We start from the raw sequence: 17,176 nt of genomic DNA, 5'->3' as shown, positions 1-17,176 counted from the left end.
AAATCTCATGAATAATAACGAACAGAAAACCTCACTAGGCAGCATTTTAGTAGTAGACGATACGCCAGAAAACCTGCGTCTTTTGTCTACAATGTTAAGTCAGCGGGGTTATGCGCCCCGCTGCGTCATTAACGGGCAAATGGCTCTGAGAGCCTGCAATTCTAATCCGCCGGATTTGATTTTGCTCGATATTATGATGCCGGAAATGAATGGCTACGAAGTATGTCAACATCTCAAAAATGATGCGATAACTCGCGATATTCCGGTAATTTTTATCAGCGCCAAAGATGAAATATTTGACAAAGTAAATGCCTTTGCCGTAGGGGGTGTAGACTACATCAGCAAGCCATTTCAATTTGAAGAAGTTTTGGTACGCATCGAAAGTCATCTCACTCTGCGGAAGTTACAAAAACAGCTAAAAGAACAAAACGTACTTCTTCAAGAAGAAATCAGCAGCCGTTTAGCCGTCGAAGAAGTTCTCCACGAAAAAAATCAAATTTTGCAAGAAGAAATCAGCACTCGCTGTGCTATTGAAAAAACCCTGCAAGAACAAAATTTATTGCTCCAAAAAGAGATAGGGAATCGCCAGCGCGTCGAATCTGCTCTCTTGAAATCCAATCAAGAATTGGCTCGTTCTAATGCCGAACTAGAACAATTTGCTTATGTGGCATCTCATGATTTGCAAGCACCTTTGGCTACTATAGCTAGTTACGCTCAGCTTTTAGAAAAACGCTACCAAGAACAACTAGATAGTCAAGCTAATAAGTTTATTGGGAATATTGTTCAAGGCTGCACGAGAATGCAAGCTTTAATTGATGATTTGCTGGAATACTCGCGAGTAGGTCGCAGTCAGAAGCCTTTTAAACCTACTAACTGCAATCAGGTATTAGAGCAAGCTCTCGCTAATTTACAAGGGGTGATTCGTGATACCCAAGCTGTGGTTTCCTATGGTGAATTACCCGTAGTTAATGGCGATATTTCCCAACTCGTGCAATTATTTCAAAATTTAGTTGGGAATGCAATTAAATATCGAAAAAATGAACCGCCTGATATTTCTATTAGTGTTTGCAAACAGCAAGATCGTTGGCTATTCTCTGTGGCAGATAATGGCATTGGGATTGCACGGCAGCATCAAGAACGCATCTTTCAAATTTTCCAGCGATTGCACACTCAAAAAGAATATTCTGGGACAGGTATTGGCTTGGCAATTTGTCAAAAAATTGTGGAACTTCACGGCGGACGTATTTGGGTAAATTCGGAACCAGGTCAAGGTTCAAGTTTTTACTTTACTCTCAACAAAAATAGTTTGAATTTGTGATTTTTATTATTTGAATTAAACAAATAAAAAATATTTTATTCAGTTACTAAAATAACAAGTTAGATGAAAAACTGTGCGTTGACATCACGTTTGGTTTGTGATATAATTATCTGGCTTCAACATTTTTTATAGCCTGACATCGCACTGCCATTCTAATAGTAATGTATGTGTAGCTACAATTTAGTAAATACCTTCCTCAACCAAGGTGCAATCCAAGTTAGATTTACCAATAATCTTGAGATTAATAACTAACTATTATGAAAGCAGTTTTTGACTTATCTTTACCTCCTACCTGCTTTAAAGTGTTGTTGGTGGAAGACAATGCTTATGAAGCAGAATTAATAGAAGATTTGCTGTCAGGAATGAGCGATAACGATGCACAGCAGATATCGCTCACAAAAGTAGAGCGCCTCAGTGAAGCAATACTCTATTTGAATCAAGAAAAATTTGACATAATTTTATTAGACCTTTCACTGCCCGACAGTCGGGGCATTGAGACAGTAACTAGCGTACAACAGCATGGTGTCAGTGTGCCAATTGTGGTGCTGACAGGTCAAAATGACCAGGAACTGGCACTGCGGTTAATCTCCGTGGGCGTACAGGATTATTTAGTAAAAAGAAAAATAGATGGCGAACTTTTAATGCGATCGCTCCGCTACGCCATAGAGCGCCAAAATAGTCAAGATGCTTTGCGAAAAAGCGAAGAAAAATATCGTTCTGTAGTTGAAAATTCTCTGATTGGAATTGCCATCGTTGCTCCAATTATTCAACCAGCCATTTCTGAAAACTTTAACTGGATCGAAACTAACGATGCTTTGTGCAATTTGCTAGGCTATGACCGTGACGAACTCATAGAAAAAAACTGGTTGGACTTGACTCATCCAGATGACTATAGCAATAACATTGAACAATTATCTCAAGTTTTAGCAGGTACGATAGACGGGTATATCTCCGATAAAAGGTGGGTACGAAAAGACGGGGAAATAGTTTATACGCGAGTTTCTCTTCGTTGTATTCGTCGTCGCGATGGGTCGATCGATCGGATGATTAAAGTAGTCTTGGACGTGAGCGATCGCTACCGCTACGAATCCCAACTAAGAGCATCAGAGCAATTTTTAAACCACACTATCAATGTCATTCCAGACCCAATTTTTGTCAAAGACGAGCAACATCGCTGGATGATCTTAAACGATGCTTTTTGTGAGTTGCTCGGAAAACCACGACAAGCACTCATCGGTAAATCTGATTATGACTTTTTCCCCAAAGCTGAAGCTCAGTTTTTTTGGACAAAAGATGAAGAAGTATTGGAGACAGAAATTCCTAACGAAACCGAAGAATATTTTACAGATATCAGCGGAAAAAAACACATTGTTTCCACAAAAAAAACAGTGTTTAAAAAAACAGACGGCAGTAAAATATTAGTAGGTACAATTCGAGATATCACTGAATACAGACTCCAACAAATAGCCCTAGAAAAAAGCGAAGCTAGATTTCAAAGACTTGTTGCCAACCTACCCGGAGCCATTTATCAATTTAAAGTATCATCCGATGGTAAAAAATCTTTTCCTTATGTATCTTGTGGTTGTCGCGAACTCTATGAACTAGAGCCAGAAGTAATACAGGAAAATGCCGAATTAATTTTCACCAGAATTCATGCAGAAGACATCTCAAAGGTAGAAGAATCCATTGCCATTTCCGCTGCCACTATGCAGCCATGGCAGCAACAGTGGCGGCACATTTTGCCATCAGGAAAAGTTAAGTGGCTCCAAGGATGTTCGAGACCGGAAATACTGAATAATCATTCAAAATCCGAGAGCAAATCAGAGATGATCTGGGATGGTTTAGTGATTGATATTACTGAATTGAAGCAGGCCCAAGCAGAGCGCGATCGCTTCTTTACCATCTCCTTAGACTTGCTTTGTATTCTGGATTTTGACGGTTATTTCAAACGCTTAAACCCAGCCTGGTCAACAGCCCTAGGCTACAGTATTGCTGAACTTCTCGCCCAGCCAGTCCTGGATTTTGTTCATCCAGACGATCGAGAATCCAGTGCCGCTGAAGTCAAAAAATTAATGGCTGGTATACCCACTTTTTATTTTGAAAATCGCTATCTCTGCAAAGATGGTTCTTACAAATGGTTGCTCTGGACTGCTTCACCATTTAGCCAAGAAGGTTTAATTTATGCAGTTGGTCGCGACATCACCTCACGCAAACAAGTAGAGTCCACACTCCAGCGGCAAGCAGTAGCAATAGCCGCTGCTTATGACGGTATCGCCATCCTCAATGCTAGTGAGGAATATATTTATTCAAATCACGCTTATCTGAAGATGTATGGATTTTCTAGACAATCTGACTTGTTGGGAAAACACTGGAAAATGCTCTATACTGCCTCGGAATATCAACAGTTTGATTCCCAAATAATGCCAGCAATTAAAGAAAAAGGATATTGCCATATAGAAGCTACTGGCCAGCGTCTAGACGGTACTACTTTCCCTCAAGAAGTATCACTGACCATGCTCGCAGGTGGCGAGATAATTTCCATAGTTCGCGATATTACTAACAGAAAACAAGCCGAGTCAGCCCTGCGAGCCAGCCAGCTCCGCTACCAAACTTTAGCAGAAGCATCGCCAGTGTGTATATTTCATACCGACACTTTGGGAAATTTCCTTTATGTGAATCAACGATGGAGTGAAATCACGGGTGTGGAGACCGAATTAGCAGCAGAAACAGGCTGGTTGAATGCCATACATCCAGATGACGTGGAGCGAGTCAACACTGAATGGTATCAGGCTGTAATCGATCGAGTTCCTTTTAAATCAGAATATCGCTTTTTGCGTCCAGACGGTGCTGTCAGTTGGGTTATCGGTCAAGCAGTAGCGGAAATCGGAGATGGTGGCGAAATTAAAGGCTATGTGGGCACTATTACTGATATTAGCGATCGCAAACAAGCAGAATTAGACCTACTCCGCGTTACTCAAGCCGTCGAAAGTACCAGCGATGCGATCGTCATTGCTGACCTCAAAGGGCGATCGATCTATCACAACCAAGCCTTTATTCAGCGGTACGGTTACACAGTAGCAGAACTAAATAAAGCCGGTGGAGCAATAGTTATTTACCCGAAAACTCAAGTATTATTAAAAATATTTAAAATCCTGCGCCAAGGCCAACCTTGGAAAGGCGAAATCAAAATCAAAACTAACAACAACGAGCTGGTACCAACTCTATTTCGAGCCGATAGTATTAAAGATGAAACAGGAAATTTAATCGGGTTAGTAGGAGTAATTACCGACATCACCGAACGCAAACAAGCCGAAAAGGCATTGGTACAACAATTAAGACGAGAACGGCTGGTAGTCGCGATGCTCGATCGCATTCGTTCCTCCCTCAATTTAGAAGAAATACTCACCACAGCCGTCGAACAAGTGCGACAATTATTACAAACAGACCGCACAGTTATTTACCGCTTCAATCCAGACTGGAGCGGTCTGGTAGTGGTCGAGTCCCTTGCCCAAAACCGCACGCCACTAAGGGATCTAAACATTCCATACCCCTGCTTTGCAGAAAATTTTATTGAGCTTTACCAACAAGGTTGGGTGCGAGCTATAGAAAACATCCATCAGGAAAATTTGAGCGAACCCTACATAAATTTTCTGAATCAATTTGAAGTCAAAGCTAAATTAATAGTCCCCATTTTAAAAGCCGGACAAAATATTTCCTACCCTCGAACTACCACCGAAAATCCCCTCTGGGGACTCCTAATCGCCTACGATTGCAACGGATCGCGTTCTTGGGAATCCTCAGACATAGAATCCCTCAGACAATTGTGCGTGCAATTAGCCATCGCCATTCAGCAATCCACACTATTTCAACAAGCACAAACCGAAATAGCCGATCGCAAACAAGCTGAAGCAGCCCTCCAAAAAGCCGCATTACTCGCAGAAACAGCCAATCGCGCCAAAAGCGAATTTCTCGCCAACATGAGCCACGAACTCCGCACACCCTTAAACGGCGTTTTAGGTTACGCTCAAATCCTCAAAACAGATAAAACTTTAAGCCGAGATCATCAAGAAAGCCTCAACAACATTCAGCAGTGTGGCAAACATCTACTAATGCTGATCGAAGATGTTTTAGACCTTTCCAAAATCGAAGCGAAGAAAATGGAACTCTACCCCACAGAGTTAAATCTTACTAACTTTCTTAAAAACATTTCCGACCTGTTTCAAATGCGAGCCTCCCAAAAAGATATTGATTTTAGTTACGAACAAGTATCTCCCCTGCCTCAATCAGTCTATTTTGATGAAAAAAGATTGCGTCAAATTCTCATAAACTTGCTGGGAAATGCCGTGAAATTTACTAACAGTGGTAGAGTCACTTTCAAAGTCGGGTATGTCGGCACAGAAGCCTGGAGGCGAGGACAAGCAGAAAATACGGAACTCTCGACTTTGAGTTCGGAACTGAAACAGAATTATCTGCGCTTCTGCAAAAAAATAATTGCCGATAAACACGCTCTCCAAATTCGTTTTCAAATCGAAGATACTGGCACGGGAATAGACTCAAGTAAGTTAGAAGAAATATTTTTGCCATTCCATCAAGTAGGTGCTGATAGATTTGTTGAAGGTACAGGTCTGGGACTTTCAATTAGCAGAAAATTAGCCAAACTAATGGGTAGCGAAATTCAAGTCAAAAGCACTTTAGGTCAAGGCAGCATTTTTTGGATAGACTTAGAATTGACCGCACCAAAACGCTACTTAGAAGTGGCGAGTTTGCAGGAACAACGTTGGCTGGTGGGCTTTGTGGGCGACAAGCGGAAAGTGCTAATCGTGGATGACAATCAATTAAATCGATCTATGTTATCCAAGCTGCTTTCCCGTTTAGGGTTTGAAATTGCTGAAGCAGAAAACGGTCAAGAATGCCTCCGCAAAGCAGTGGAATTTAAACCAAATGTCATTTTAATGGATTTGCTGATGCCTGTCATGGACGGCTTGGAAACTGCGCGACGAGTGCGTCAGTTACCTGAATTAAAGGATGTAGTCTTAATTGCCCTGTCAGCTAGTGCTTTTGAGAAGACGCAACAAGAAAGTCTACTAGCTGGCTGCGATTATTTTATGCCCAAGCCCATCGAAGCACATCACTTTTTAGAACAGTTGGGGTTACATTTGGGACTAGAATGGATTTATGAGGACTTTGTGGAAAGCAAACAGCGAAAAACCGCAAGTGTATCACCCAAATCTGAGTTGCCAACTTACTCTACTTTATTACCTCCCGTTGCTGAGTCTGTCGCGAGAATGTTAAAATTAGCAGCTATGGGTGACATCGAAGGAATTTTTGATGAGGCGGTTAAGCTCGAAAGTTTAGAGCCGAAGTTAATATCCCTGGTTAGTCGCGTCCGCCAACTGGCTAAGAAATTTGGACTTAAACAAATTCGGAGTCTTTTAAAGCAATATATTGAGGGTGTAGAGACAGTTATTAGTTAACAGTTATTAGTTGACATTTATTAGTATAATATAATTTTTGAGAGTTTTGGGATTGAAATTACTTTGCCTTAGTAACGGTCACGGAGAAGACGCGATCGCCCTTCGCATCTTACAGGAACTGCAACAGCAGCCACATCCGCCAGAAATATCCGTATTTCCACTGGTAGGCGAAGGGCAAGCTTTCGCGAAACTGGACAACGCCCGCGTCATCGGCCCGGTGCAGCGGATGCCTTCTGGCGGCTTTATCTACATGGACGGAAGGGAGTTTTTGCGCGACATCAAAGGCGGCTTGCTGCAACTTACCATCGCTCAATTTAAAGCCATCCGTGCTTGGGTGCGCAACCAAAAACAGTCTGGAAATCAGAACACGGTTATTTTAGCAGTCGGAGATATTGTCCCACTACTGTTTGCTTGGCTCAGTGGTGCCCCCTATGCCTTTGTCGGTACCGCCAAGTCTGAGTATTATTTACGAGACGAAAAGGGGCCTGTGACTGGTCCGTCCCGACGTCTTAGTTGGGAGGCTTGGTCGGGCTCGGTTTATTTGCCTTGGGAGCGCTGGCTGATGACTAGAAGGCGCTGTCGGGCCGTTTTTCCCAGGGATGCCCTGACGGCCGAGACCTTGGAAAAATTAGGCATTCCCGCTTACAATCTCGGAAATCCCATGATGGATTCCCTAGCACCGGAAAACTCAGCCCCCGGATTTTACGAAAAGGGCCCAGAGTTTCGCCAAAGGTCGCGATCGCTCGTTATCGCTTTACTACCGGGTTCCAGAGCACCGGAAGCTTACGCTAATTGGCAGCTAATTTTAGAGGCTGTAACGGCTATTTTATCTACTTTTGGCGATCGCAAACTGCTATTTTTAGGAGCCATTTCCCCAGAATTAAATTTAGAAGCCCTACGCTCCATAGTAGAATTATTCGGCTGGAATCTAGACGGCGAAACTAGAACCCAACAGCGAGAAGGCAGTATTTTACGACCTCCTGTATCTCCTAGCCAAGAAATCAACCAGGAATCTCCCAATTTCCTATTCCCTTTGACCTTTGTGCAGAAACAAGCAACCATGATTTTGAGTCAGCACAATTTTAACGATTATTTGTATGAAGCCGATGTCGCCGTCGCCATGGCCGGCACCGCTACAGAACAATTTGTAGGTTTAGGAAAACCGGCGATCGCCATCGAAGGCACCGGTCCCCAATTTACACCCGCTTTTGCAGAAGCTCAAAGTCGCCTCCTAGGACCATCCCTAATTTTAGTCAACCATCCCCATGAAGTTGCCAGCACCATCCTGTTTTTGTTGAACCATCCAGACCGATTACAAGTAATTGATGAAAATGGCAAGCGCCGCATGGGAAAACCCGGTGCAGCGCGACGGATTGCCCAATGTTTAATTCAGCGCTGCCCCGATGATTTGCCGTCACGAAATTAGTCCTGATTTGCGTCTTCTTTATTTAGAAAACCTGCCCATCCGACTTAACCAAAACTCCCGGTTCTCGCTGCATTGGCAGCACATCTAAAATATCGATTTGGGAGCAATATTTCAAATCTTCAATCACCCCTAAACGCAGCAGTCTTTGACCATGACTAGCAGATTTTAGCAATTGATGCAATTGATTTTCCCACTGGAGATACAACGCCATTGCTGCAAATACTTCATCGTTACCAGCAAAATCCGTAGCAGGAATACCAGTTTTTGTCAAGAGGCTGTGGGCGATCGCCCCCGCACAAACACTATCTTCCAAGGAATAACTTCCTTCCCAACCCGAACCCACTATCCCAATAGTTTCCGGCTGTTTATCTAACAAAAACTCCACCACAGCTTGCCGATTAATCAAAGCCGCTGTTAAAACTATCGGCGAATTTTGCACCCTTTGGAGAGCGCGAGTACCATTAGTTGTACTAATGAAAATTCGCTTCCCCGTTACATTTTCTGGGGTGCAGTCGAGGGGAGAATTCCCCATATCAAATCCGTCAACTTTCGCACCGCCACGCTCTCCTGCCCGAATGCGCTTGTCTGCCGGCCATTTTTCGCTCTCCCCCATCAGTTGCTCTAAGTCGCTGAAAACTTGCACAGCTTCCGCCCCATTGTTGAGCGCAGTTGCCATTGTCGTAGTCGCCCGCAGCACGTCAACGGCGATCGCACAGGCTGGCATTTTGTCCGTTGGGGTAAGTTCCGGGGTATGGTAAATAAAAAGCTTCACTTTTGGGGCTACCTACAATAAATCCTCATACGTAATAATAATAGAAAGTGACGCTCCTAGATAAATCAAGCCAACTTCCTTCTTCTATATGTCCAAGCAGCTCAATTCTAATCCCGCCCACAGCGCCATCAGCGCGCCCATCGGACTTCTGGCTGGTTTCACCTATCCTCTGCGAGCTTTCACACTGCTTTGGCAAACACCCAAGCTCTGGGGTTATGTATTAATTCCAGTAGTGCTAAATTTTTTAATTGGCATCAGTCTTTATTTGGGATTACTATTTCCCAGTTTGTCAGGAATAGACCTTTTAGTTGCCAATTTGTCCCTCCGCTTTCATACATTAATTGCTAACTTGCCCCAGTGGCTCAGTTTTCTCGGCGTCTTAACCATCGCTTTTGGCTGGTTGTTACGCATACTCCTAGTAACCGGACTTTTGCTAATCATTGGATTTTTATTAGTACAATTTGGCGTGATTTTGGGTTCCCCTTGGTACGGCGAATTATCTCAACAACTGGAGCTCCTGCGTAACGGTCAATTGCCCGCAGAAGCACCCATGAGTTTGACTAGCATTTTTCAGGATATCAAAAGAGCGATCGCCTTTGAATTCAGAAAATTACAAATTTTGTTGAGCTTCGGCATACCACTCCTAGTTCTGAATTTTATCCCTGGTGTCGGCTCTATTTTAGGCAGTTTAGGAGGAGTAGCTTTGGGAGCAACTCTTGTCTGTTTAGACTTTTTAGATGCACCTTTAGAAAGGCGCAGGCGACCTTTTAAAGAAAAGTTAGAGATCCTTCGCGGAAGTTTGCCCGCTAGTGGCAGTTTTGGTTTAGTTTGTTTTGGTTTAGTCAGTATTCCGCTGTTGAACCTGTTGGCTATTCCCCTATGTGTCACTGCCGGCACTTTGTTTTTTTGCGATCGCATTTGGCCCACTCGTTTTGCATCCCAGGAGCAAATTAGCCAGGGGAAAACCGACATTCCTACTTAAAAAATATTCACCAATAACTTCTTCAAATGAGTTACTGCATCAATCCCAAGTGCAAAACCCGTGAGAATTGCGATCGAGCTCAAAATTGTCACAGTTGCGGGACGGCTTTATTGATTGCCGATCGCTATCGTATCATCCACCCAGTGCGATCGACCAATCCAGCACTCCCTACAGAAATTTTTGCAGTCGCAGATTGGGGAACCGAGGAAAACCAATGGGGTACTGTCAAAGTTTTAAAACTATTGAAATATACTCATCATCCCCCTTTAATCCGATTATTCAAGCAGGAAGCACGCACCTTAATTTGGCTAGTGGGAAGTACCGGAATTCCGCAAGTTGAAACTGACGGATATTTCACTATAAAAATACCCCAACAATCTCAGAAATTGTCCTGTTTAGTGATGGAAAAAATTGAGGGAGAAACTTTAGCACAATTCTTAAATAAAAACCAACATATATCTCCCAAACTAGCCCTTAATTGGCTCACCCAACTGACGCATATTTTACACAAAATTCACCAATATAATATAGTACATCGAGATATTAAGCCCTCAAACCTGATGTTGCAACCCGATGGCAAATTGATACTAATTGATTTTGGGGCTGTGGGAGAAGCGGGGATTGATACAACGCCTATAGGTTCGCCCGGATATTCCGCCCCGGAACAAATTCTAGGTAAAGCTGAAGTGCGATCGGACTTTTTTGCCCTGGGACGTACTTTTGTACATTTACTAACAGGTACACCGCCGATCGACTTTCCGACAGATGAGACAACTGGTAAAATTAATTGGAGAAATCATGGGGTGCAACTGGAAGGTTTACTACCATATTTTCTAGACGAATTAATGGAACCCCTGCCGGAAAAAAGACCTAAAAATACTCAAGTTATTCTCGAAAAACTCAAAACTATAAGCCTTTGATTACCTGCACAGAACCCAACTAAATTCCCAACTTCAATAAATCTGTTCTAACCTGCGAAAATCTCGCTCAACTTCTGCCCACAACGCGCGATTGTGAGGGTCAGTTTTCACAGCCTTTTTTAAATAAATTCTCGCCTTATCAACCTGTTTTTCCCCTATTAAATGCCTTCCCCAACGCTGATAGGCGATCGCCTGCCATTGACGCACTTCCGCATCATCGGGAATCCGCTGTGCCAAACCTTCCACCAGGGCGATCGCCCGTGGGAACCTCTGATACTTCAGCAACTCCTGCAACTGCAAATAAGCATCTTGCTTTAACTTTTCTTCCGCTGCCGACAAATCCTGGGTATTTTCAATTGGCGACGCTTTCCGAGTCACTTTCACTCTTTGTGGTTGAGTTTTTGGCATCTGGGATGCCGATGTCGTCCCCGTCTGCTTAGTATCATTCGCAACTTTCGACTCCCCATCGGGGAGAGCAATATTCACCAGAAACTTATAAGCCTCAGTAATCGCAATAAACCTATTCTTCGCCTGTTCGTTGCCCGGATTTACATCGGGGTGATACTGTCTGGCTAGTTGTCTATAAGCCGCCTTAACTTGCGACACACTCGCACCAGATCTCAGTCCTAACTGTCGGTAATAATCTGCAATATCCATTTACTATAAATCATCGCTAATAAGTAGAAGGAAGAGGGAAGAAGGAAGAGGGAAGAAGTCACCCCCCCTACCCCCCCCAAGGGGGGAAATTCAGGAAGAAGATCGATGTGAAGAATAGCAAGCTAGTAAGCTTTTGAGCGATGTGGAGCTTGCATTTAATTAGGTGGACTTACTTAATACCATTAAATATGGCAGAATCCTTAAAGTAAAGACTCTGCCAAAATTTACTGCGGATCGAGGTTTTCCCTTCAGCATTGCCTGCACTACTGAAGGGAAAACTTTACTTAAAGACGTTCTTCAATCACACGATCGATCAAACCATATTCCTTGGCTTCCTGAGCAGACATAAAATAGTCCCGATCCATGTCTTTTTCGATTTTGGCTAAAGTCTGACCAGTCCGAGCTGCATAAATCTGATTCAACTGATGGCGAATCCGGACGATCTCTTTTGCCTCAATCTCGATATCCGTCGCTTGTCCCCGCGTGCCCCCAGAAGGCTGGTGAATCATAATCCGCGAGTTTGGCAAAGCGACTCGTTTCCCCTTGGTACCTGCTGCTAGTAAAAAAGAACCCATCGAGGCCGCTAGACCCACACAAATCGTCACTACCTCAGATTTAATGTGCTGCATGGTATCGTAGATTGCCATGCCCGCCGTCACCGAGCCACCGGGAGAGTTAATGTACAGGTAAATAGGTTTGCTCTGATCCTCCGAATCCAAGTAAAGCAGATAAGCCACGATCGCATTAGCAATGCCATCATCTACTTCTTCTGAGAGGAAAATAATCCGCTCCCGAAACAGCCTTTCGTAAATATTGATCCACTGTTCGTAGCTACTGCCGGGAAGCCGGTACGGAACGCTGGGAACGCCAATAGGCATCGTATATCTCCTAACAGAATAAAGGTGAAATTTTCAGTAATGAACAGTTAGCAGCTAGCAGTTCCCATTCAGGAGTTAATCCCACCGATTTTCTCCTCAATGGCAACTCCTTTAGCTAAAAACTGTGGCAGTTGGTTGAGATATTTCTTTGGTGCTTTCCAACACCCGATCGATCAGCCCGTAATCTTTAGCTGCTTGCGGAGTCAGGTAAAACGTGCGATTCATATCTTTCGCCAGTTTTTCCACAGATTGTCCTGTATTTTTCGCAAAAATTTCCAGAATTAAATCTTTTTTTGCCAGGACTTCTGTGGCATTGATTGTGATATCTGTTGCCTGACCCTGGGTCCCCCCTTGGGGATACTCCATGGCGATTGTCGCATGGGGGAGACTAGCTCGCTTCCCTTTGCTCCCGGAGGACAGTAACAGGGCCGACAGACCGATGGCTTGACCCAAACAAATTGTTTGGATTTCCGACTTGATATGCTGCATCGTATCGTAAATCGCCAAACCTGCCGCCACCGACATCATCCCAGCCATTTGATTTACTGTTCCCCCCGCGATTGGGTCGCCGTAGGAGTTGATGTATAGATATATGGGCTTCTTCGACTCGATCGAGTCCAGGTAAAGCATTGCTGAAATCACAGTATTTGCCAGACCTGTAGTTATCGTCTGGTTCACAAAAATGATCCGTTCCTGGCTCAAGCGAGTGTATATATTGATCCACTGCCAGTTGGAGCTGCCAGGAATGTTGTAAGGAACGCGCAGGATTTCATCAACAGGCATAGCTACCACCATCCAAGCTTCTAAAAAAATAATCAGACTCAAAAATCCTTCCCCTAGCAGGAAAGGGTTAAACTAGCGCCGGCAATGGTACTGGCAAATCCTTGGTGCTTTCTAGCACCCGATCGATCAGTCCGTATTCTTTGGCTTGTTCCGGGGTCATGTAGCACATTCGATCGGTATCTTTGGCAATTTTTTCCACGGGCTGACCCGTATTCTTCGACAGGATACCCATTGCCGTTGCTTTGTTTGCCAGGACTTCCTTGGCCCGAATCTGGATGTCTGTTGCCTGCGATCGTCCCATCCCCGTCCGCGGTTGATTCAAGACGATGGTAGCATGGGGCAAACTAGCCCGCGAGCCTTTAGCTCCCGCAGACAAAATCATCGCCGCAGTTCCCATCGCTTGACCAAGGCAGATGGTATGAACAGGAGGTTTCACGTAGTTCATCGTGTCACAGATAGCGAAAGCTTCCGTTTCTTGCCCAATGGCATCCCCTGTGTACCAGGAAGTTCCTGTCGAGTTGATGTAAAAAAAGATCGGTTTTTCCGAATCATTGAATTGTAAGTAGAGTAACTGAGCAATAATCAGTTTAGTGACATCTACCCCCATTTGACGTTTGAAATCGTCGGACGATACCAAGGGTAAGCCCAGGTAGATAATCCGCTCCTTCAGCAACAGCGATTGTAAATCAGGGGGGGGCGTCCGGTAGGAGGCATCGCCGTAGTATTGCGATTGCATTGCTTTAAAGGGTGTTTTCATCGAAATGTCGCCTGAACTGATGGAGTTATTCTTAAAGAAATAGTAACGCAATCTTTAGGTATCCCGCATGAAAGTTAGTTTGCTCCCTGCTTTAAACGACACCAACCTGGACGCGGATGCGCCCTCAAGCCAGCGCCAGCTAGCCATTTCGGTGTCTGCGACCACCTCGGACTTCGACTCCAACGTACCCTTAAATCTGTGCCTGATTCTCGACCACAGCGGTTCCATGAACGGACGTCCTTTGGAAACCGTCAAACAGGCCGCCGGACGCCTCCTCGACAGATTGAAGCCTGGGGATCGCTTTTGTGCGGTTGCTTTTGACCACAAAGCTAAAGTCCTTGTCCCTAACCAAATTGTGGAAGACCCCGCTAGTATTAAACGGCAAATTGAGAAATTGCGTCCCGCTGGTGGGACGGCAATTGATGAGGGCATTAAGCTAGGTATTGAAGAGTTGGGCAAAGGCAAAAAAGAAACTATCTCTCAGGCATTTCTGTTGACTGATGGGGAAAATGAACACGGCGACAACAACCGCTGTTTGAAGTTGGCAAAGCTGGCCGCAGAGTATAACATGACTTTGAATTCTTTGGGATTTGGGGATAACTGGAATCAGGATATTTTGGAAAAAATTGCGGATGCCGGTGGCGGTGCTTTGGCTCATATTCAGCGTCCTGAAGATGCTGTTGAAGAGTTTGGCAAGCTGTTTACCCGCGTCCAATCGGTGGGGCTGACTAATGCTTATTTGCTATTTTCTTTAATGCCAAAGGTACGGTTAGCCGAACTTAAACCCATCGCCCAAGTTGCCCCAGATACGATCGAATTACCGGTGCAGCAAGAGGGCGATCGCTTTATGGTCCGTTTGGGAGATTTAATGAAGGATGTAGAACGAGTAGTTTTGGCTAATATTTATATTGGACAGTTACCAGAGGGTAAACAGGCGATCGGGCAATTGCAAATTCGCTACGACGATCCCACAGTCGGTGCAGGTTTGCTCTCTGAATCGGTGGTGATTTCGACTAATGTCCTGCCAGTTTATCAGCCGGCAATCAATCCCATTGTACAGCAACACATTTTAGCTTTGGCTAAGTACCGCCAAACTCAACTTGCTGAAACTAGATTGCAGCAAGGCGATCGGGCTGGCGCAGCCACGATGCTTCAAACCGCGGCTAAAACGGCTCTGCAAATGGGCGATAAAAGTGCCGCCACTGTCCTACAAACCTCTGCTACTCGTTTGCAATCCGGTGAGGAGTTGAGTGAGGGCGATCGCAAGAAAACTCGGATTGCTTCTAAGACTGTTCTGAAGTAATCTCATGGTTTGTAATTCTCAGGAAATCCGGCGATTGGAAATCGCGACTACACAAACAAAGTCCGCCTTCGCGGACTAAGAATATAGAAACCCGCCTGGGCGGGTTTTGTTTTTTCCTTCTTTTGCACTCACAGGTTGAAATTTGTGGATGCTTTCTTATGCTCGATCGTCTATAATTTTTGTATCACCTATCAAGAGTGTTTGTATGAGCCAGACAATATCTGATAAACTACGCTTTACTACCGCCGATTTAGAACTATTGCCTGATAATGGCGATCGCTATGAAATTATTGATGGGGAGCTATTTATGACTAGAGCACCGCATTGGGGACATCAACAGGCTATAGGCAACCTCTACCAAGAACTTAATACTTGGTCGCGAGAGACTAATTTAGGACAAGCAGGAATCAATCCGGGCCTTATTTTCACAGATGCCGATAACGTAATTCCCGATCTAGTTTGGGCGAGCAATGAACGCTTGGCTATTTTACTAGACGAAGCCGGACATCTAACCGGCTCACCTGAGTTAGTTGTTGAAGTATTGTCCCCAGGTGCAGATAATGAAAGACGGGATAGAGATTTGAAACTCCGACTCTATTCAGTGCGGGGAGTACAGGAATACTGGATTGTGAATTGGCGGTTGCGACAAATAGAAGTTTATCGCCGCGAACAAGCAAGTTTAAGGCTCATTGCTACGCTCTTAAACAATGATGAACTTACATCGCCTTTATTGCCAGGATTTAGTTGTTCTTTAGCTCTAATTTTTACCTAAATTATGAAAACACCATTTTACAACTTAATTGCGACTCTAGCAATCTTTACTATTTTTGGTCATATATCTCCTGCTGTCTCTGCTAAATCAGAAGTATTAATAGTTCAAATAAATAATGTTAAAAATCAGGCAGAAGATTTATTTAACAGCGGTTTAGCCAAGTCAGAAGCAGGAGATATTCAAGGTGCGATCGCCGATTACACCGAAGCCATCCGCCTCAATCCCGACTACGCAGCAGCCCATAACAAACGCGGTATAATTCGAGCCCGCGATCTCAAAGATTACCCAGCAGCAAAGGCAGATTTCGATCGCGCTATTCAAATCGACCCCAACTACGGCGATGCCTACTACAATCGCGCCAGAGTCCGCGAATTCTTAGAAGATATCAACGGCGCGATCGCCGATTATCATACAGCAGCCCAATTCTATCAAAAATCAGGCAAAACTAACGATTATCAAGATGCCATCAAGCATCTTCAACTGCTGGAACAATAAATAGCTTTTGCCAACATGGTATAATTTCCTTAGTGTTTAACAAATACCAACTATGATTGCCAACATCAGCCACAACTACACCTCCCCAGAAGACTATTTAGAAGGCGAAAAAAATAGCCCCATCAAACACGAATACAGACAAGGCGAAATTTATGCAATGGCAGGAGCAAGTGATGCCCATGAAACAATTTGCATCAACCTAGTCAACTTGCTCACAACTCACGTTAGAGGCAGAGGCTGTCGCATTTACGCAGGAAACATAAAAGCCAGAATTGAGCAAGCGGACGTATTTTACTATCCCGACATCATGGTAACTTGCGACGAAAGAGATAGAAGTCTTGACTATTTCAAACGCCACCCGCGCTTAATCGTAGAAGTTCTCTCTCCAACCACAGCAGCATTCGATCGCGGAAATAAATTTGCCGACTACCGCACCTTAGAAACTTTACAAGAATACGTAGTGATTAATCAAGAAAGAATCGGTGTAGAATGTTATCGGCGCAATGCAGAAGGGCGCTGGGAACTCTATCCTTACGCGGATGGCGAAGAAGTTCGCTTGGCTAGCGTAGAATTTCAATGCCCGATCGCACAAATTTACGAAGATGTTCTAGGAATCAGTTAAAATAGGCGATCGAACCG

At 44.2% G+C, this 17,176-nt stretch carries 14 protein-coding genes; 9 read left to right on the top strand and 5 right to left on the bottom strand.

The genetic code is table 11. The features are described 5' to 3' along the window. Positions 1-7: 7 nt before the first annotated feature. The 3 genes from P2A85_RS08375 to P2A85_RS08365 all read left to right on the top strand — a co-directional run bounded on the left by P2A85_RS08375 (position 8) and on the right by P2A85_RS08365 (position 8,218). Complete coding sequence (locus tag P2A85_RS08375) at positions 8-1,318, top strand: ATP-binding protein (protein WP_377478636.1); 1,311 nt, start codon at positions 8-10, stop codon at positions 1,316-1,318. A gap of 257 nt (positions 1,319-1,575) precedes the next feature. Continuing rightward, positions 1,576-6,792, top strand: a complete 5,217-nt coding sequence (locus tag P2A85_RS08370; RefSeq protein WP_377478634.1) for a PAS domain S-box protein — start codon at positions 1,576-1,578, stop codon at positions 6,790-6,792. Positions 6,793-6,844: 52 nt separating this feature from the next. After that, positions 6,845-8,218: a lipid-A-disaccharide synthase-related protein gene (locus P2A85_RS08365; RefSeq protein ID WP_377478632.1), complete on the top strand. Its 1,374-nt coding sequence runs from the start codon at positions 6,845-6,847 to the stop codon at positions 8,216-8,218. Positions 8,219-8,240: 22 nt separating this feature from the next. Here the strand turns inward: P2A85_RS08365 and P2A85_RS08360 are convergent, their stop codons facing one another. Continuing rightward, positions 8,241-8,990, bottom strand: coding sequence for a 2-phosphosulfolactate phosphatase family protein (locus P2A85_RS08360; RefSeq protein WP_377478630.1), 750 nt, complete (start codon positions 8,988-8,990; stop codon positions 8,241-8,243). 88 nt (positions 8,991-9,078) lie between these two features. On the opposite strand from P2A85_RS08360, the gene P2A85_RS08355 reads away from it, so the two are divergent. Continuing rightward, positions 9,079-9,972, top strand: a complete 894-nt coding sequence (locus P2A85_RS08355; protein ID WP_377478628.1) for an EI24 domain-containing protein — start codon at positions 9,079-9,081, stop codon at positions 9,970-9,972. A gap of 26 nt (positions 9,973-9,998) precedes the next feature. Continuing rightward, the gene (locus P2A85_RS08350; protein WP_377478626.1) at positions 9,999-10,892 is read left to right on the top strand and encodes a protein kinase; all 894 of its coding nucleotides are present in this window, start codon (positions 9,999-10,001) and stop codon (positions 10,890-10,892) included. Between the two features lie 33 nt (positions 10,893-10,925). On the opposite strand, the gene P2A85_RS08345 is transcribed toward P2A85_RS08350, so the two are convergent. The 4 genes from P2A85_RS08345 to P2A85_RS08330 all read right to left on the bottom strand — a co-directional run bounded on the left by P2A85_RS08345 (position 10,926) and on the right by P2A85_RS08330 (position 13,967). Next, positions 10,926-11,549 carry a DnaJ domain-containing protein gene (locus P2A85_RS08345; protein ID WP_377478624.1) on the bottom strand — a complete coding sequence of 208 codons (624 nt, stop codon included), beginning with the start codon at positions 11,547-11,549 and terminating at the stop codon, positions 10,926-10,928. A gap of 284 nt (positions 11,550-11,833) precedes the next feature. Then, positions 11,834-12,427: an ATP-dependent Clp protease proteolytic subunit gene (locus tag P2A85_RS08340; protein WP_377478622.1), complete on the bottom strand. Its 594-nt coding sequence runs from the start codon at positions 12,425-12,427 to the stop codon at positions 11,834-11,836. Positions 12,428-12,538: 111 nt separating this feature from the next. Next, positions 12,539-13,210 carry an ATP-dependent Clp protease proteolytic subunit gene (locus P2A85_RS08335; protein ID WP_340520902.1) on the bottom strand — a complete coding sequence of 224 codons (672 nt, stop codon included), beginning with the start codon at positions 13,208-13,210 and terminating at the stop codon, positions 12,539-12,541. A gap of 67 nt (positions 13,211-13,277) precedes the next feature. Then, on the bottom strand, positions 13,278-13,967 hold the full coding sequence (locus P2A85_RS08330; protein WP_340520889.1) for an ATP-dependent Clp protease proteolytic subunit: 690 nt from the start codon (positions 13,965-13,967) through the stop codon (positions 13,278-13,280). 67 nt (positions 13,968-14,034) lie between these two features. Here P2A85_RS08330 and P2A85_RS08325 point away from each other — a divergent pair, with 67 nt between their 5' ends. From P2A85_RS08325 to P2A85_RS08310, 4 genes are all read left to right on the top strand, one after another. Beyond that, positions 14,035-15,270, top strand: coding sequence for a VWA domain-containing protein (locus P2A85_RS08325; protein WP_377478620.1), 1,236 nt, complete (start codon positions 14,035-14,037; stop codon positions 15,268-15,270). A gap of 205 nt (positions 15,271-15,475) precedes the next feature. After that, the gene (locus tag P2A85_RS08320) at positions 15,476-16,042 is read left to right on the top strand and encodes a Uma2 family endonuclease (protein WP_377478618.1); all 567 of its coding nucleotides are present in this window, start codon (positions 15,476-15,478) and stop codon (positions 16,040-16,042) included. A gap of 3 nt (positions 16,043-16,045) precedes the next feature. Continuing rightward, positions 16,046-16,537, top strand: a complete 492-nt coding sequence (locus P2A85_RS08315) for a tetratricopeptide repeat protein (protein ID WP_377478616.1) — start codon at positions 16,046-16,048, stop codon at positions 16,535-16,537. Positions 16,538-16,589: 52 nt separating this feature from the next. After that, positions 16,590-17,159 carry a Uma2 family endonuclease gene (locus P2A85_RS08310; protein WP_377478614.1) on the top strand — a complete coding sequence of 190 codons (570 nt, stop codon included), beginning with the start codon at positions 16,590-16,592 and terminating at the stop codon, positions 17,157-17,159. The last annotated feature ends 17 nt before the right edge of the window (positions 17,160-17,176 follow it).

The sequence above is a fragment of the Microcoleus anatoxicus genome, assembly GCF_042465725.1.
Lineage (GTDB): Bacteria > Cyanobacteriota > Cyanobacteriia > Cyanobacteriales > Microcoleaceae > Microcoleus > Microcoleus anatoxicus.
The sequence above is the reverse complement of the archived record's forward strand: the minus strand, read 5'-3'. Positions and strand labels throughout refer to the sequence as shown.

What these genes read in the sequence shown, in the direction of transcription:
- P2A85_RS08375 (WP_377478636.1), top strand. Translation starts at nt 8, where the DNA reads ATGAATAATAACGAACAGAAAACCTCACTAGGCAGCATTTTAGTAGTA.
- P2A85_RS08370 (WP_377478634.1), top strand. Translation starts at nt 1,576, where the DNA reads ATGAAAGCAGTTTTTGACTTATCTTTACCTCCTACCTGCTTTAAAGTG.
- P2A85_RS08355 (WP_377478628.1), top strand. Translation starts at nt 9,079, where the DNA reads ATGTCCAAGCAGCTCAATTCTAATCCCGCCCACAGCGCCATCAGCGCG.
- P2A85_RS08350 (WP_377478626.1), top strand. Translation starts at nt 9,999, where the DNA reads ATGAGTTACTGCATCAATCCCAAGTGCAAAACCCGTGAGAATTGCGAT.
- P2A85_RS08345 (WP_377478624.1), bottom strand. Translation starts at nt 11,549, where the DNA reads ATGGATATTGCAGATTATTACCGACAGTTAGGACTGAGATCTGGTGCG.
- P2A85_RS08340 (WP_377478622.1), bottom strand. Translation starts at nt 12,427, where the DNA reads ATGCCTATTGGCGTTCCCAGCGTTCCGTACCGGCTTCCCGGCAGTAGC.
- P2A85_RS08335 (WP_340520902.1), bottom strand. Translation starts at nt 13,210, where the DNA reads ATGCCTGTTGATGAAATCCTGCGCGTTCCTTACAACATTCCTGGCAGC.
- P2A85_RS08330 (WP_340520889.1), bottom strand. Translation starts at nt 13,967, where the DNA reads ATGAAAACACCCTTTAAAGCAATGCAATCGCAATACTACGGCGATGCC.
- P2A85_RS08325 (WP_377478620.1), top strand. Translation starts at nt 14,035, where the DNA reads ATGAAAGTTAGTTTGCTCCCTGCTTTAAACGACACCAACCTGGACGCG.
- P2A85_RS08320 (WP_377478618.1), top strand. Translation starts at nt 15,476, where the DNA reads ATGAGCCAGACAATATCTGATAAACTACGCTTTACTACCGCCGATTTA.
- P2A85_RS08315 (WP_377478616.1), top strand. Translation starts at nt 16,046, where the DNA reads ATGAAAACACCATTTTACAACTTAATTGCGACTCTAGCAATCTTTACT.
- P2A85_RS08310 (WP_377478614.1), top strand. Translation starts at nt 16,590, where the DNA reads ATGATTGCCAACATCAGCCACAACTACACCTCCCCAGAAGACTATTTA.